Below are 16,854 nucleotides of genomic sequence, written 5' to 3'. Positions count from 1 at the left end.
TCATCGATGTAAAGGAAAGAAGAACAGCCATGGACATGACTTCAGCTCAGACATTCCGCTACTCAATCTCTGATGTCGGATGTCCATAGAAAGAACCTCTTTTCCAGGAAATTGGGGCTTGAAGTCCATACCTGCGCAATTGCACCCATTTGACCAGTCAATTGCATTGGTACTGACCACCGCGTGCATCCGACTTGGCCAGTGGGCAGCAGAGACGCAACAGGCAGAAACCGGCCAGAAGCAGTCAGTCAATCATGCGTTACAGTGATTTTTTGCAGCTCTTTATAGAGCCGTTAGCTGCTGCCACCAATAATCCATAGGCCTGCCAGTCGTCAGACAGTCTTATTCTCGATCAGACGATTGCCCCGTCGATGACCAGTAGCTCACCGGTGATGGAGCCAGAGTCCGGTCTTCGGATGCAGGACTCCTGGCTTTGCTCACTCAGCGCCGATCCCGGCCATCGGTTCAGTTTGGCCCCAGCCACCGCCCAGAGACCTGAACAGGTCAACCAGCGCAATCTGCCGTTCCGTGCTGATTTGAATTAGTGTGGTCTGGTTGCTAAAGGTGCTGCGCTGGGCGTCAAGATAACGCAGGTAGTCGTCCACGCCGCCCTCGTAACGCGCCTTAGCCAGGGCCATCGCAGCCTCGCTGGAACCGGCCAGAGCCTGGCGGGCAGCCTCCTCGCGGCGCAGGGTGTCGGTGGCGGCCAGGGCATCGGCCACTTCGCGGAAGGCGGTCTGGATGGTGCCTTCGTAGTCGGCCACCGCCGCGTCCTGGCGCACTTCGGCGAGGTCCAGGTTGGCGCGGTTGCGGCCACCGGCGAAGATCGGCAGCGACAGCGTCGGGGCAAAGCTCCAGGCCCGCGAGCCGCCATCGAACAATCCGGACAACTCGGCACTGGAGCTGCCCACCGAACCGGTCAGGCTGATCCGGGGAAAGAACGCGGCGCGAGCTGCACCGATATCGGCATTGCGCGCCTTGAGGCGGTGCTCGCTGGCGAGAATGTCCGGGCGCCGTTCGATCAGTTCCGAGCTGGTGCCGGGGGCGATGTCCTGCAGCACCATCAGGTCGTCGCGGGGCGTCGCGGGCAGCAGGCGAGCGGCATCTGGCGTGCCGAGCAACAGGACCAGGGCGTTGTCCGCCTGGCGTAACTGGCGTTCGGTGCTCTCGCGCTCGGCCCTAGCCTGTTCGGCAAGGCCGACCGCTTCCTGGTAATCCAGGGCGGTGGCGGCCCCCGCTGCACGGCGCTGGCTGACCAGCTCCAGCGAGGCCATGCGGCTGTCCAGGGTTTGTTCGACCAGGGCCATGCGGCGTAGCGCACCATCGCGGGTCAGGTAGGCCTGGATGACCTCGGCAACCAGGCTGATCTGCGTGGCACGGGTCGCCTCCTCGGTCGCCAGGTAGGTCTCCAGCGCGGCCTCGGAGAGGTTGCGCACGCGGCCGAACAGGTCGACTTCGTACTCCGCGAGGCCGAGGCCGACCTGATAGTTGCTGGTCACTTCCGAGCGCCCGGTCTGCGACAGATCGGCAGGCAGGCGCTGGCGGTTGCCGCTGGCATTGGCGTTGATCGAAGGCAGGCGATCAGCACGCTGGATGCGGTACTGGGCACGCGCAGCTTCGATATCCAGCAGCGCCTGGCGCAGGCTGCGGTTGTTGCTCAGCGCCGTATCCACCGCGCGGCGCAAGTCGGCATCGACGATGAAGGTCTGCCAGTCCAGCGCCTGGGCACGGGTGCCCTCCGCGTCGGCGGCTTGCCAGTGCGACGCGACCGGTGCCTGCGGGCGCTCGTAGGTCGGGGCCAGCGAACAACCCGCCAGGGCGGCGATGGCCAGGGGCAGCAGAGCGCGACGGAGCATGAAGTGAGAGGTCATCGCATTACTCCGCTTTATGCAGGGGATGGTTGTCGGTTTGCTGAGGTTTGGTGCGCAGCAGCGACAGCACCCAGACGAAGAAGATCGGCACGAAGATCACCCCGAGCATGGTCGCGCTGAGCATCCCGCCCAGCACCCCGGTGCCCAGTGCGCGCTGGCTCGCAGCGCCGGCGCCAGTGGCGATGGCCAGCGGCACCACGCCGAGCATGAACGCCATGGAGGTCATGATGATCGGGCGGAAACGCAGGCGCGCGGCTTCGACAGCAGCATCGCGCAGCGAGTAGCCGTCTTCCCACAGGTCCTTGGCGAACTCGACGATGAGAATGGCGTTCTTCGCCGCCAGGCCGATCACGGTGATCAGGCCGACCTTGAAGTACACGTCGTTGGGCAGGCCGATAGCAGTCACCGCCAGTACCGCGCCGAGTGCGCCGACCGGCACGATCAGCATCACCGTCAGCGGGATCGCCCAGCTCTCGTAGAGCGCCACCAGCAGCAGGAACACCACGGTGATGGCCAGGGCGAACAGCATCGTCGCCTGCCCGCTGGCGACCCGCTCCTGATACGACAGCCCGGTCCACTCGTAACCGATACCTTCGGGCAGCTCGGCAGCGATGCGCTCCAGTTCGAGCATCGCCTCGCCAGTGCTCACGCCGGGCGCGGCGTCACCGGCAATGCGGATCGACGGGTAACCGTTGTAACGCGCGACCTGCACCGGGCCTTCTTCCCAGCTCGTGGTGACGAAAGCACTCAGCGGTACCAGGCTGCCGCTGTCGTTGGGCACATGCAGGCGCAGGACGCTTTCCGGTGTCATGCGCTCGGCCTGTTCGGCCTGTACCACCACGCGCTGCTGGCGGCCGGCGTTGGCGAAGTCGTTGATCACCGACGAGCCGAACGCAGTGGACAGCGCGCTGCTGATCGCTTCGAAGCTGACTCCCAGCGTGCGCGCCTGCTCACGGTCGATCACCAGGCGCAGCTGCGGCGCCTCGGCCAGACCTTCCATCATGGCGTAGAGGAACTTCGGATTGCCGTTGACCTTGCCCAGCACTTCATCGCGCGCTGCCAACAGGGCATCGCGGCCAAGGCCGGCGCGGTCCTGCAGGCGCAGGGCGAAACCACCCGAGTTGCCCAGGCCTTCGACCGGCGGTGGCGGCACCGCCATGATCGCGCCGTCATCGAGGTTGGCGAAGTGCTGGTTGACCGCAGCCGACTCGGCTTCCGGCGACTGCGAAGAATCTCGCTCGGACCAGTCCTTGAGCAGCGGGAAGGCAATGGCCGCGTTCTCACCCATGCCGGAGAAGCTGAAGCCGAGGACCAGGAAGGACGTCTGCACGGCCTCGCGGGCCATCAGAAACTCTTCCAGCTCCTCACCCGTGGCCGAGGTGCGCTCACGGGTGGCGCCTGGCGGCAACTGGATGTCGACGATCATGTAGCCCTGGTCTTCCACCGGCACGAAGGATTCCGGCAGGCGCAGGTAGAAGAAACCCATCAGCACCACCACGCCCAGGTAGATGAACATCACCCGCCCGGCGCGCGGCACCAGCTTGCCGTTGAGTTTGGTGTAGCGGCCGGTCAGGGCGGTGAACTTGCGGTTGAACCAGCCGAAGAAACCGGTCTTCTCGTGATGGCCTTCGGGGATCGGTTTGAGCAGCGTGGCGCACAGCGCCGGGGTGAAGGTCAGCGCGAGGAAGCCCGAGAACAGGATCGACACCGCCAGCGACAGCGAGAACTGCTGGTAGATCACCCCCACCGAGCCGGCCATGAAGGCCAGCGGCAGGAACACCGCCGACAGCACCAGGGTGATACCGATGATCGCCCCGGACACCTGCCCCATCGCCTTGATGGTCGCCGGCACCGGCGCCAGGCCTTCCTCGGCCATGATCCGCTCGACGTTCTCCACCACCACGATGGCGTCGTCCACCAGGATGCCGATGGCCAGCACCATGCCGAACATGGTCATCATGTTCACCGAGAAGCCAAGCAGGTACATGAAGGTCAGCGTACCGAGCAGACACACCGGCACGACGATGGACGGGATCAGGGTGTAGCGCACGTTCTGCAGGAACAGGAACATCACCAGGAACACCAGCACCATGGCCTCGATGAGGGTCATGATGACCTTGTCGATCGCCACGTCGACGAAGCGCGAGGTGTCGTACGGCACGGAGAACTCGACGTTGTCCGGGAAGTTGGCCGACAGCTCGGTCAGACGCTGCTTGACCGCCTCGGCGGTCTGGATCGCGTTGGCACCGGGCGACAGCTGCACGGCGGCGGCAACGGCGGGCTTGCCGTCCTGGCGCGAGCCGAAGTTGTAGTCCTGGCTGCCGACCTCGATGCGCGCCACGTCGCCCAGGGTCAGGCGCGAGCCGTCCTGGTTGGCACGCAGCACGATGGCGGCGAATTCCTGCGGGTTGTCCAGGGTACCCTTGACCGCCAGGGTCGCCGTCAGCTCCTGCTCGCTGGAACCCGGCGTGCTGCCGAAGGCACCGGCCGGCACCTGCACGTTCTGCGCGCGGATGGCGTTGTTCACGTCATCGATGGATAGGCCGTAGCCGACCAGCTTCTGCGGATCGATCCACACGCGCATGGCCGCCTCGGAGGCGAAGAACTGCAGCTTGCCGACGCCGTTCACGCGACGGATTTCGTTGTTGATGTTGCGCGCGGCGTAATCGGCCAGCGCCGTGACGTTGGCGTCCTTGTCGCCATCGGTGTAGCTCAGCGCATAGATCAGCAGGAAGCCGGCGGTGGCCTGCTCGGTCTGGATGCCGAGCGTCAGCACGGCCTGCGGCATGCGTGCCTCGGCCTTCTTCAGACGGTTCTGCACGTCAACCTGGGCCAGTTCGGGGTCGGTCCCTGGCTGGAAGGTGACGGTGATCTCGGCGATGCCGTTGGCGTTGCTGGTGGACTCGAAGTACAGCAGGTTCTTGGCGCCGTTGAGTTCTTCCTCGATGACGCTGGTCACCGAGTCGGTGAGCTCCTGCGCCGAAGCGCCGGGATAGGTGGCGGTCACGGTGATCTGCGGCGGCGCCACGTTGGGGTACTGCGCCACCGGCAGGAACGGGATGGCCAGCAGGCCACCCAGCGAGATGAACAGGGCGACTACCCAGGCGAAATTGGGGCGCCGGATGAAAAACAGGGACATGAGAGGTTCTCCGGCTTACTGCACCTGGGACTGTGGAGCGGCTTCGGCGGCATCTTGCTCGCGGGGGATGACCTTGGCGCCCGGACGGATAGCCGCCAGCGAGCTGGTGATCACCTTGTCGCCGACCTGCAGGCCCTCGCTGATTTGCCAGCGCGAGCCCTGCATGGCACCGGTGGTGACCTGGCGCGCCTCGACGGTATCGCCCTCCCCCAGCAGCATCACGCTGGCCTGGCCGTCAGCCGAACGCTGCACGGCACGTTGCGGCACCAGGATGGCGTTCTGGTCGAGCCCTTGCGGTGTGCGCACACGCACGTACATACCCGGCAGCAGCACGCCCTCGGGGTTGTCGAACTGGCCTCGCAGGGCGATCTGCCCGGTGCTGCGATCCACCGAGATATCGGTGAACAGCAGCGTGCCCTTGCGCTCGATATCGGTACCGTCGACACGCAGCGACAGCGGCTGGTCGCTCGCACCGGCAACCTTGCCCTCGGCGATTGCCGCGCGCAGGCGCAGGGCATCGGCAGCAGGCTGGGTGAAGTCGGCGTACACCGGATCGAGTTGCTGGATACGTGCCAGCAGCGTGGCTTCGCCCTGGCCTACCAGAGCCCCTTCGGTGACCTGGGCGCGACCGATACGCCCGGCGATGGGGGCGCGAACCTCGGCATAACCCAGGTCCAGGCGGGCAGTTTCGACATTGGCCTGGGCCGAGCGCTTGTCGGCCTGGGCGCTCTGCAGAGCGGCCATGGCGTTGTCGAAATCCTGCTGGCTGACGGCGTCGATCTTCACCAGTGGTTCGTAACGGCGAACCATCGCCTGAGCCTGGAACAGCTGCGCCTCGGCGCGAGCCAGTTCACCTTCCGCCCGCGACAGGGCCGCCTTGAACGGCGCAGGGTCGATCTGGAACAGCACGTCACCGGCCTTCACGTCGGCCCCTTCCTCGAAGGTGCGCTTGAGCACGATCCCCGCCACCCGCGCGCGCACCTCGGCGACACGCACCGGCTCGATGCGCCCTGGTAGCTCGGCGAACACTGTGAAGGGCTCGGTCTTCACGCTGAGCACATCGACTTCACGCGCTGGCGCCTCTTCCCGTTGCTCTTCGGGCTTGTCGCAGCCAACCAGGGTCACGGCGATCAAATAGGAGATCACGGAAAAAGTGATCCATTCGCGGAATTTGTTCATATCTCACCCAAGCGCGAAGCCAGTACGTAGTCGAAGCCGCGCATGATCCACGCAAAAATCAAATAAGTCAATATTGACTCATTTGATTTTGGTGTGAACAAAGCTAGTATCCTCTTTGAGAAAAATGAGTGTTCTAGGCAAAATACCCGCATCTGCCCGCGATAGATAAAGAGTGACCGATGGATTTAAGGCAATGCTGAACAAGTAACGTCATATCCATCGCACAGCCATTTGAATGCCAAATGGCCCGCAAAGATACTGTGCTTTGCCCCACAGGGCCTGTTTCGGGAGCCTTTGAGCCCCTTTCGGACCCTTACGGGCGCACCTGTCCCTGCAGGCGCCCTCGGGCAAGGTAGATGTTGGCCAGCGCCAAGGCCGTGAACGCACGCGTGGCGTTCTTTTGCAGCCCGCGATAGCGCACCTTGGTGAATCCCCACAGGCGCTTTACCACCGCAAAGACATGCTCGACCCGAGCGCGCACCCGTGACTTGTTGCGGTTCTTGGCCCGCTGAACTTCGTCCACCTCGCCCGCACGGCGGGTGCGCTGGTTGGTGAAGTCCTTGGCCCTGGGGGCTTTGCTCACTATCAGTGTTTTCTGGCTGGCATAGGCCGAGTCGCCGTACACGCGTCGCTCATTGCCATGCAGCAGATCGGGCAGTGGGTGTTTGTCGTGCACGTTGGCCGCCGTCACCACGGCGCTGTGCGCCAGCCCGCTTTGGCTGTCCACCCCAATGTGCAGCTTCATGCCGAAATACCATTGCTGGCCTTTGCGGGTCTGGTGCATGTCGGGGTCGCGCGCCTTGTCGGCGTTCTTGGTAGAACTGGGCGCGGCGATGATGGTGGCATCCACGATGGTGCCGGTATTGACCTTCAAGCCGCGCTCCTGCAATTGCTGGCCTACCTTGGCAAACAGGGCTTCGCCCAGTTTGTGCTCATGGAGCAGTTTGCGAAACTTCAGCAGCGTGGTGGCATCGGGCACCCGTTCACGACCCAGGTCAATGCCCGCAAAGCGGCGCAGACTGGCACTGTCATACAGAGCCTCCTCGCACGCCAGATCGGCCAGGTTGAACCAGTGCTGCAGGAAATGGATGCGCAGCATGCGCTCTAGGCCAATGGGCGGGCGGCCGTTGCCGGCCTTGGGGTAGTGCGGCTCTATCACCTGGCACAGGGCGGCCCAAGGCACTATTGTCTCCATGGTCCGCAAGAACTCTTCACGTCGGGTGGGCTTGCGCGACTGCTCGAATCCGTTGTTTTGATCTGCGGCCATTGCCAGGGTCTGCTGCTTCATCTGCGGATAACGTTTGAGAAGCGACAACGGTGGACCTTGATCAGCATTGCCTTAACTGCTGCCGATGAGAAATTGCTGAAGGCCCTGGCGATCGCCATCGTTGACCACCCGCGAGCCACGTTCAAAGAAATAGCCCAGGCAGCGGGGGTCAGCAAGGCGACGCTCAACAGGTTTTGCGGCACCCGCGACAACCTGATCGAGATGCTTCTGAATCATGGTTCGGTGGTTATTTATAGGGTCATTGCCGATGCCGATCTTGAGGCGGCGCCCTTGGACGCATTGCATCGTCTGATCGAAGGCCATTTGATTCACAGGGAGTTGTTGGTATTCCTCTCATTCCAGTGGCGCCCGGACACGTTTGATTTAGATGCAGGCGGCTGCCGATGGCTGCCTTACTCGGAAACGCTGGACGAGTTCTTTCTCCGCGGGCAAAAACTGGGCGTATTCCGTATCGATATCGGTGCCCCGGCGCTTACCGAAATCTTCTCCTCCTTGATCTTCGGCCTGGTAGACGCCGAGCGCCGCGGCCGTATCGCACGCGCAGGTATGGCGGCGTTGATCGAGCAATTCTTCCTGAACGGGGCTTGCAACTACCAAACTTAACGGAAAGCAACGCTCAGTTTTTTTTCCAACGGGTTGGCGGTGTCCGTTTTTGGCCGTTCTCTGACGGTCGTGACAGTGACACGCCCTGGTCAAGTTGAACGCAATCCGTGGTCAACGCCAACCCAAATTGGTGGTCAAGAGGAGTGCAATTTCGCACATACCTGAGGACTGCTCACCACATCGCTTGCGTCGGTAGTAGCTTCCGCACTTTCCCCGTCTCTCACCGCTAAACAGCGCTTTCCGGTAGCGGACTTTAGAGCGGCTTGATACTGGCCAGCATGCAGAAATTCTGCCCGTGTAGCGTCACGACCGGACAAGCCACTAGGGTGGCGGTCAGGAAGGCAGGCAAACGGAACACGGCGAAGCACCTCGAAGGCGCTGGCCACTTGCCATCCAACTGGGCGCGGCCTTTAATCGGCGGATCTGGAAAGGAGACGGATATGCCATTGTTGGACGAGATTATTGGGTGGGCCGGCGGACTCAGACCCTGGCAGCAGGAAGCACTGCGCCGGATATTTGCCCGGGCCGAACTAACCCAAGATGACATCGAGACCATTCTGCGAATGGTTCGCGAGCAAGAACGGGAAGACGCAACCACGGGGGGAGCACGGCCATTCACGCTGGACGACGTACCAGGCGCCGGAAGTGGCGCAACCGTGCGGTTGGTGGGTGTCTCGGGGCTAGACCAGGTAAACGGCTTCCCGTCCGGTCGTGCCTTTGACCTCGCACCGGAGGGCATGACCATTTTCTTTGGTCATAACGGCGCCGGCAAATCCGGCTACGCCCGCGTCTTCAAGAATGCCTGCAACGCTCGGCATCGGGTGGAGGTCCTGCCCGACGCTTTTGGGGCGGCAACCCCAGCTAGACTGCCATCAGCAGATTTCGCCATTTTGGTGGATGGCACTCCGGAAACCGCACGTTGGGTCCAGAACGGGCCGGCCCATTTGCATTTGAGTTCGGTCTCGGTCTACGACGCGGCCTGTGCCAATGACTACATCGACGCGGAAGGGACCCCTGCATTTCAGCCCTACGGACTCACTCATCTGACGCGCCTGGTCCTACTTCAGCGTGATTTACAGGCACGGATTGGGACCGAACGCAATGCCTTGGCTCTGGATACCCGGCAATTCGAACCGCTGAAGGGTGACACCGAAGTCGGCCGCTACATCGCCAAATTAGGTGGGGACTCGGACCGCGCCGTGCTTGCTCGATTAGGGACGGTCGGTGACGATGAACTCCGGCGACTGGAGTTTCTGAAGCGGACATTACTGGAAAGCGATCCTGTGCCGCAGGCGCTGGCCTTGGAACGTTTGGCGACACGCTTGGACCAGGCGCAGCGTCGAGCCGAGGAAGTCCAGCGCTGGGTGAATGATCGTGCCATAGCACGGGCAAAGGAACTGATTACAACGGAAAAAACCGCGCATCTCGCCATGCAACTGGCGCAAGCGCGTCTTCAGGATCGAGACACACTGAACGCCATGGAGTTGCCGGTAACGTCCTCACCCACCGCCACGCTGCTGGAAGGCACAGGAGCTGAACTCTGGCAAACGATGTACCGAGCCGCTGAGGCTTTCTCTCAGCAGACGGCATACCCTGAACATCCCTTCCCGCACCTGGAACCGGACGCTTACTGCGTACTCTGCCAGCAACCTTATTCAACGGATGCCTCGGAGCGCATGCGGCGTTTCGCGGCATTTGTCGCCGACAGCGCCACGGCGGATGCGCAAGCCGCCACGCTTGCGCGCATGAACGCTCTAGGGAAGGTGCAGGCTGTCGATCTAAACGTTCTGGATGTGCCAACACGGGCTGACGTGGAGGAGCGACTGCCCGACCTACACGCTGCCATCACCGCAGCGGCATCGGTCTGGACCGCCCGGCATACTTGGGTTAGCCAAGCCCTGCAAACTGGAAACTGGTCCCCCGAGTCAGAACCGCTTCCTATCGAAGCAAACCTCGATAGTCTCTTCGCCGCCAAAGCTGCTTCGCTCCGAGTCGACGCCAATACCCTGCGGACCTCTGCCGATCCCGCTCTACGCTTGGCGCTGACCCAAGAACTGGCAGAGCTAGAAGCCCGACAACGCCTCGCCAACCAGCTTGGCGCGGTGGAGCGCTTTGTTCAGGACAGTCAGGTCCATGCCACATTGAGCCGCTGCCATGCCGCCCTCAACCCAGCGGCAGTGTCACGCAAACTGACGTCCCTGGCGGCGACGCATGTGACCGAGGCTCTGGCCGCTTCTATGAATGCTGAGTTGAAAGCCCTGGGCTATAAGCGACGGGTGCAACCCGACCTGAGCGGGCGCACAGAGCTGGGGGTGACCAAGGTCACGCTGCGCCTGCAGGAAATCACGGCGAAAGCCTCCAAGGTGCTGTCAGAGGGCGAGCAGCGCGCGTTGGGGATGGCTATGTTCCTCGCCGAGCTCGAATCCCTGCCACATACTTCGACCGTTATTTTCGACGATCCGTCTACGTCGCTGGATCACGTATATCGTCGGGCCATAGCTCGGCGTTTGGTAGCGCTGGCTGAGACCCGCCAAGTGCTGGTGTTCACCCATGATGCGGTGTTCCTGACCGAGCTCGCGATGGCGCTTCAGCGCGCTGATCGCTCGGCCAGCTACAAGACCATCGGTTGGGACGAGTCGCCGGGACTAGTGAGCGAGGGGCTGACGTGGACGACGATGGACACCAAGGCCCGCCTGGCCGATCTCGAAAGTCGTGCGAAAGCACTGAACGTTCCGGTCGGCAGCGACCCGGATGATGAGCTTGAGCGGCAAATCGCATCGGGATACTCAAGCCTCCGAGGCACTGTCGAGCGCGCCATACGCGAGGTTTTTTTGAACAATACCGTCCAGCCGTTCAGCGATGTGGTGAGCGTAGAAGCATTTGGTGCTGTCATTGGCCACCCCGCAGAGGAGTGGGAGCAGTTGCTGGCAGTGTATGCGCGGGCCTGCGAAGCTACCGAGGCCCACGACACCCCAGGCGAGCGCCAACTACCGCTTCCCGCGCGTGAGGAGTTGCTCGGCGATATCGCCCAGGTCCTGGAATTAATCAAAAACGCGACTAAACGCCGAACTGCCTACGAGAATCTACGCCGGGAGCGGACCGCGCAACGCAAGAAGCTCTTCGGCGGCTAGCCCGACGTTTCATGCCGGGCTGGTCGGGCATGGCTGTGTTTCTTTCGAATATTGCGAGCTCTCCGTTTCAAAGTTTTTTGTGGCCTCGCGGATCAAGAGGAAGCACATTGGAGGCCGGCAGTTGGCGCTCCAAGTCCGCAATACGGTCGTACAGCTCAAGAATGGTGGCGTCGGCCTCACTGAGTAGGCTGGCTAGGTGGTCACGCTGCTGCGTGATTTCCTCGATCCGTTCTCGAAGTCCACGATTTTTTCTGCGGGCTAATAAGCTGACTTGGCGCACTGATGGCGGACGTTGCTCAGCGTGTCCTTCCACGTACTTTTGGATCTCAGCGATCAGTAGGGGGAAACGAGCTTTTTTCAGTGCAGAGGGGTCGCTGCCGGCCTCCTTGGCAACGTTGTTCTGACTTACGGGCGTCCCCTTCGGCAGTCGTTCGGGCTTGTTGCTCTTCAGCCGCTCGAACGCTGCGCGATACTGCTCGCCGGCACTCATTCGCTTAGCCGGGTCAGCGGATTCATGTTTGCCGGATGACATGGCGATAATTCTCCACACTACGTTTCTGGGCTTCCAACGAAGTCCTTAGCGGACTGTCTACCTCGGCAGCGGCCAGGCGCTCATCCAATACCGCCTCCAACACTTCGACTTCGTCGAGTTGCTCGGGGTCATAGAGAACGTCCGCACATGGTTTGGTTTCTCCGGGGGAGTCGCCCCCTCCGCAGCGAGCGATATTGTCGATGCCCCCATAGGGACAGGGGGTACGGCTCGTGCAGATGCCCAGCAAAATCGGTCGATGAGTGACCGTCCCCTTCTTAGCCAGATTGATCGCTTTCTTAGCATCAGAGGCTGAGATTAGGCGGACAATCTCAGATTTTCGCTTCTCGCCGTGGGGGCTGACGAATCGGTTGCTCGTCAGCTGTTGCAGCTGCCTACCCAAAGTTTCGTACATGGTGCGGACGTAGTAGGTATGGGCCTTCTCTTCCAGCCGTACCCTGGAATGGTTTTGCCCGTAGTAGAGACTCATCGCTCTGGCGACGTGCTTTAGCTGAAACTGCAATGAAGCGTCGCTGACCAGCCCGGATGCCTGCATATTCACTGCGCCGGTTCGTCGGAGTTGATGCCAGGCCAACGGCCAGATTTTGCCGACCGCAAACTCGTCGGTCAGCGTCGGCGTCACCAACCGAGCCAATTCGAAATCTTCCGGCGTAATGCGCAATTGCTCACGGTCGAACAGCTTGTCGAACCACTGAAGCACATGGGCATAGCTCGGAATCGATGGCCGAATCGTGCGGTTGATCTTGGTGAACTTCGTTCCCCACGGTTCAAGGCAATAATCAAGCAGATAGCGCTTGGCCGGATCATCCGGCACCGAGGCCTCGCCGGGGGGAGAGTCGCATTCTGCGCGGAGGTCTGCGACCACACGCATGGCTTCAACTGCCACCTGAGCTGACGGGGACGTCACCCAAAGTGCCTCAGAATCCGACATCGTCTTGGTCGTTCGTCCGCACAATACATGGATGTCGCCAAACTGCGGATCACGTTCTATGTGCAAGCAATCGGCGCGCAGGTTCCAAGCCTCTTCGACTCGCATGAGGCTGAAGTTCAGCAGATAGCACAGTCCAGATCGACTCACGAGGTTGAGGTAGCGACTCAGAGTTTGAATGCGAATTTCGTCGTCGCTCACTCCCAGCCAGCGACGAAATAGTTCCACCATGCCAAACCGATGCGCGGTGTCGATGAATGGGCCGTAGTACTGCCGCCCAGTCCACTTTCCGTTTGATCCATCCGACGGCCACTGAAACGGATAGAACGATTGTGGCCTGCGTTGTCCTTGGAGACTGGCAGAGTTGTGCCGATAGGCAGCCAGACAGAAGCGGAAGCACTCCTCGACTTGGCCTCGATGCGCCAAAAAGTCATCCAGGCATTCGCGCAAGCGTGTGATTTGATAGTGCCAAATGCGGGGCGGGATATAGGGGGTCTGGAGCTTCTGGTGGTCGGGCATGGCCGCTGCGAGGCGTGCCAACCCTGCGCGATCCAACAAGGTGAACCCCAGCGCATCCCGCCGCTCGTACAGTTCGTGCAGCAATGCCAAGAACTCACCGGACCGGGAAGCCTGGAGCACCTCCGGGAGACGGTCGGCAACGCGCGGAAAATGACTCAGTTCGGATGCGAGAATGCCTTCTTGAGTGCACAAGACGAACAGCCGACGCATCTGGTCGAAGCGCGTTTTCAGGCCTCGGTATCCACGGGCTCCATTGGGGCCGTATAGCCACCAGCCGATTACGGTCCGCAATAAATCGGCGTTCGCAGGATCGATCGCGGCGACATATTTCTTAGCTGGGCCATCGCCGAAATTGAGAGTGAGCCGTTTTCCCGCCCATGGGTCGAGCCGCCAAATGGCATCGCCCCAACGGCTCACCACCTGGCCAGCGGCATCTATGATGACCGGCCAATCACGCTGCGGTGGCCAGCACGGCGGACGGTAGTTCGGCGCATCAGGAATCGCTAGGGGCGAGTCGATGCCGAGGCCAAGTTCGGAAAGAATATTTTTCGTCATGCTGATCTTTGTCGCAGTTCTGCCAATCGGATGAAGCCATCCCAGGCCGGGTGGTAGTCACCTTCACTTATGCGCGCTCTGGCTTCTTCGACCCAAAGCCTGCGGACCTCGCTACTTTCTTCGAAGAAGCGCAGTTTGGCCGTCAGCCGATCGATCACCAGCAGGGCCGGATGCTCTGTCGTCAGGTGCTTACCCGAACTGGATGGGCGGTAGCGTGCCAGTTCAAGCGATTTGAGGTGGCGCAAGCTACCGAGAGACCACACATGATCCTCACTTTCGATATCCCGGTGCTGGGTACAGAACAGGCAACCGGCAGCATTGATGCAGTCGGGTCGCGGACCATTCTTCGGCATCGTGCCCACTGGTTCAGGTGTGGCCGATACACATCTACCAGGAGCAGGAGGTGAAAGGGACGGATCGGTTTGCTGATGGAAGCGCGTAATTTCCACCATAGCGATCTGCGGATGGGGGTCGGCATATACGCGTATCAGCGTTTGCACCGTATGCTGGGCCAACTCCGCAACCTGTTGGGGATTCTGGGACTCCCGAAGCAACCAGTTGATGCGCGTCCCGCGCAGTTTTCGCGGTCTCACTATCGGTATGCCAAGCTCGCGGCAGATGCGCGTAACGTTCGTGAACTGCGTCGCCTCTTCTAGGATTCGTCCCCCGCTACGTATAAGCGGAAAGAGCAAACCATCCGGCTCATTGGGAAACCATTCGGAACGCCATTCGAGATAGCGCTCGAACCACTCTCGATAACTGGCAAAGATCTCGAATAGCACTTCTCCTTCCCGTCGATTTTTGTAGGTACGTACCTGGTAGCCGTCTATGTGGCTGGTGTAATGAAACTGCTCAACCCGCAGGGTATGTGCTTGCTGGAGGTTCAGACCGGTCTGGGCGATGAACATCAGCAATTCACTCTCGATCCGTAAATTGACGATGGGGAAACGGGTCCGCAGTGTCCGATCTGCATCGTGGGCGGCACGCGCCGCCAGGGATGCTTCGATTTGCGCTTGGTTTTGCGGCCTGGTACGGCGGGCCGCTACTTTCTCGGGGCTCTGCAATCCCGACCATAGTTCCAGCACTTGGCCGGTGCGTAACGAAATACAAACTGGGAGGGGGGCCATTGTCCCCCTCCAGGTCAATGCCTCGCATACGTCAGCTAGAAGGTGTCCGAATGCGAAGGTGTTTTGCAGATTCTGCTTGTCCGCTTTGCTCGTATGTACCTTGCCTTTGCCGCGCGGCTTGCGAATACGTGTGCTCTTGCTCAGGCTTGCTTGGCGGTCCAATGCTCGGTCCAGCATCGTCGCCGTGAGCCTGGTGAGATCGTACAGGGACCCATCGCTGAAATTGCGTTCGACTCGATGACGCTGGAGCAAGTGATCGGTCCAACGAATGAACGTGTCGGCCGCCGTCTCGAGACTGAGATTCACGTTTTCTGAATCGATCCAGGCAAAGAATCGGCGCAATGCACTGATCTTGTTCTGCACCGAGAAGCGACTTCCGCCACCAGCAAGGTCGTCAGTCATGTGCTCATGCAGCTGCGTCACCAGCTCGAAACGTTCCGGCAAGGGACTGCCGAGTTCGCCCTGCGCGATCTGGCGGCCCACATGCTTCACCTTTGCTGCTGCACCTCCGCGAAACAGCAGCGGCCGGAGGTCCCAGGGCGTTTCAGTGGCCCCATACTCAAGCATCGGGAAAGTGAGGTCGAATTCGGAACTATCCATCGTGCCGCGCCCCAGCGCCGATCCCGCTAAATGCCGCCATGAAGCTATTTGAGAGGGCTTGTTTGATCGGCAGTGCCTGTACGAATCGGATGTATTTGAAGGTGGTGGCTTCAGAGTTAGGCCCATGGAGCAACGCGTCGCTGACCGTCGCAATTACAATAGCGACATCGGCACAAGCCGATAGCGCCAGACGTGCCAATTCGGTACCGAAGGTGCAGCGCGACTGATGGAAGCGGAATTTACGGAGCACCTGTAGTTCTGCTTTGACGCCCCGTTTTCGAAACTCGGACATCTCAACATTCACAGCAGATGACTGATCGGTGCCGCGCCTGCCATAGGCGTTACCAAAGCGGGTCAAGAACAGCAAATCACGATTCTCGGGCGAGGCTTTCGCCTCTCGTTCCATCCTCCGCCAGCCTTTGGCATATTCCAGCAATTCATCACGCAACGCTTCGGGTATCCAGACCTGGCCAGTCACACCGAATTTCGTGTGCACTGGCGGAGCTGCGCCTGGACCAACTGCAAGGCGTAGAAGCCCTTCAGCGGAAGGGTCGGGGGCGGCGCGCTCCAGAGACTGAATCTTGAGATCACAGATGCTGCCGAGCCGCATCCCGGTAAAAAATCCAAGGGCCAACATGAGGTAGAGCTCGGGCGTGGCGTTCTCTGCGGCGAAATCCAGAATTGCATCGCGATCGGTCTCCGAGACTGGCAACAGCCCATCTTCAAGCGTTTGGCCTGGGCGCTTACGGTTCGGGATGCTGAGGTCGGTGGTGGTTCCGCTGATCGTTCGCTCGAACCCCACCCGGTCGAAGTATTTAACGACGTAGGGTTTTTCCCGCCACAGCTGGACGTGTGGAGAAAGAAGCTCCCTATGCCTTACCCACCGATAGAACATGATGCAATTGCGCATGTACTCAGACGCCGTGGATGGGCCGATCTGGCCGGCATCGCGCATCTTGATCAACGCCCCTCGGTATAGCACCAGGCAGCGGTCAGCTTTGCGAGCGGGAAACTCGAACCACTGCAAATCACGAGATTCAAGAAATTTAGCGTAATTGAGAAGGCCATTCATGTTACTGGCAACGGTCTTAAGAGAAGCGTCACCAGTCGTTGCTCGCTCCACTGCCCACAGGTTTGCCTCCCTCCAAGGTGCATAGTCTGCCCAAAAGATTTGGGGCAAGCCCTCAATGGATGGCCGGCTGCTACTGGGGGAGTATGCGACGGCGTTCTCTCTGCGCACGAGGTAATGGGGCACGAAATGAATGCGCTCTAGCGTCGCCATTCAACGCCCCTGGGACGCTTAACAATGTCCATAGATAGAACTCAATAGCTTAGGCGTCCGCACTATACAACTTACTCTTATC

At 60.9% G+C, this 16,854-nt stretch carries 10 protein-coding genes; 2 read left to right on the top strand and 8 right to left on the bottom strand.

The features are described from left to right. Positions 1 to 437: 437 nt before the first annotated feature. The 4 genes from OKC42_RS21835 to OKC42_RS21820 all read right to left on the bottom strand — a co-directional run bounded on the left by OKC42_RS21835 (position 438) and on the right by OKC42_RS21820 (position 7,477). Positions 438 to 1,871 (bottom strand): multidrug efflux transporter outer membrane subunit TOprJ2, encoded by a 1,434-nt coding sequence (locus OKC42_RS21835; RefSeq protein ID WP_088903432.1) that lies wholly within the window; start codon positions 1,869 to 1,871, stop codon positions 438 to 440. Between the two features lie 4 nt (positions 1,872 to 1,875). Further along, complete coding sequence (tmexD, locus tag OKC42_RS21830; protein ID WP_225159535.1) at positions 1,876 to 5,010, bottom strand: multidrug efflux RND transporter permease subunit TMexD; 3,135 nt, start codon at positions 5,008 to 5,010, stop codon at positions 1,876 to 1,878. Positions 5,011 to 5,025: 15 nt separating this feature from the next. Continuing rightward, positions 5,026 to 6,189 (bottom strand): multidrug efflux RND transporter periplasmic adaptor subunit TMexC2, encoded by a 1,164-nt coding sequence (locus OKC42_RS21825; protein WP_088903431.1) that lies wholly within the window; start codon positions 6,187 to 6,189, stop codon positions 5,026 to 5,028. A gap of 313 nt (positions 6,190 to 6,502) precedes the next feature. Continuing rightward, positions 6,503 to 7,477, bottom strand: a complete 975-nt coding sequence (locus OKC42_RS21820; RefSeq protein WP_270820908.1) for an IS5 family transposase — start codon at positions 7,475 to 7,477, stop codon at positions 6,503 to 6,505. Between the two features lie 36 nt (positions 7,478 to 7,513). Here OKC42_RS21820 and OKC42_RS21815 point away from each other — a divergent pair, with 36 nt between their 5' ends. Then, positions 7,514 to 8,080 carry a TetR/AcrR family transcriptional regulator gene (locus OKC42_RS21815; protein ID WP_228741387.1) on the top strand — a complete coding sequence of 189 codons (567 nt, stop codon included), beginning with the start codon at positions 7,514 to 7,516 and terminating at the stop codon, positions 8,078 to 8,080. A gap of 440 nt (positions 8,081 to 8,520) precedes the next feature. Next, complete coding sequence (locus tag OKC42_RS21810) at positions 8,521 to 11,211, top strand: AAA family ATPase (protein WP_058131653.1); 2,691 nt, start codon at positions 8,521 to 8,523, stop codon at positions 11,209 to 11,211. Between the two features lie 67 nt (positions 11,212 to 11,278). Here the strand turns inward: OKC42_RS21810 and OKC42_RS21805 are convergent, their stop codons facing one another. Genes OKC42_RS21805 through OKC42_RS21790 form a run of 4 tightly spaced genes read right to left on the bottom strand, consistent with a single transcriptional unit; the run spans position 11,279 to position 16,772 of the window. After that, a complete protein-coding gene (locus OKC42_RS21805; RefSeq protein WP_023443007.1) occupies positions 11,279 to 11,743 on the bottom strand; it encodes a hypothetical protein in 465 nt (154 codons plus the stop codon). Continuing rightward, a complete protein-coding gene (locus tag OKC42_RS21800; RefSeq protein WP_034039551.1) occupies positions 11,724 to 13,763 on the bottom strand; it encodes a hypothetical protein in 2,040 nt (679 codons plus the stop codon). Before OKC42_RS21800 ends, OKC42_RS21805 begins: the two co-directional genes overlap by 20 nt. Then, positions 13,760 to 15,490, bottom strand: coding sequence for a site-specific integrase (locus OKC42_RS21795; protein WP_034039553.1), 1,731 nt, complete (start codon positions 15,488 to 15,490; stop codon positions 13,760 to 13,762). The genes OKC42_RS21800 and OKC42_RS21795 overlap by 4 nt, the downstream gene beginning before the upstream one ends. Beyond that, positions 15,483 to 16,772, bottom strand: a complete 1,290-nt coding sequence (locus tag OKC42_RS21790) for a site-specific integrase (protein ID WP_034039555.1) — start codon at positions 16,770 to 16,772, stop codon at positions 15,483 to 15,485. Before OKC42_RS21790 ends, OKC42_RS21795 begins: the two co-directional genes overlap by 8 nt. Between the last annotated feature and the right edge of the window lie 82 nt (positions 16,773 to 16,854).

The organism is Aeromonas sp. Y311-2 (genome assembly GCF_027706025.1).
Taxonomy (GTDB): domain Bacteria; phylum Pseudomonadota; class Gammaproteobacteria; order Enterobacterales; family Aeromonadaceae; genus Aeromonas; species Aeromonas veronii.
Note: the sequence above shows the minus strand (reverse complement) of the source record. Positions and strands in the feature narration are given on the sequence as shown.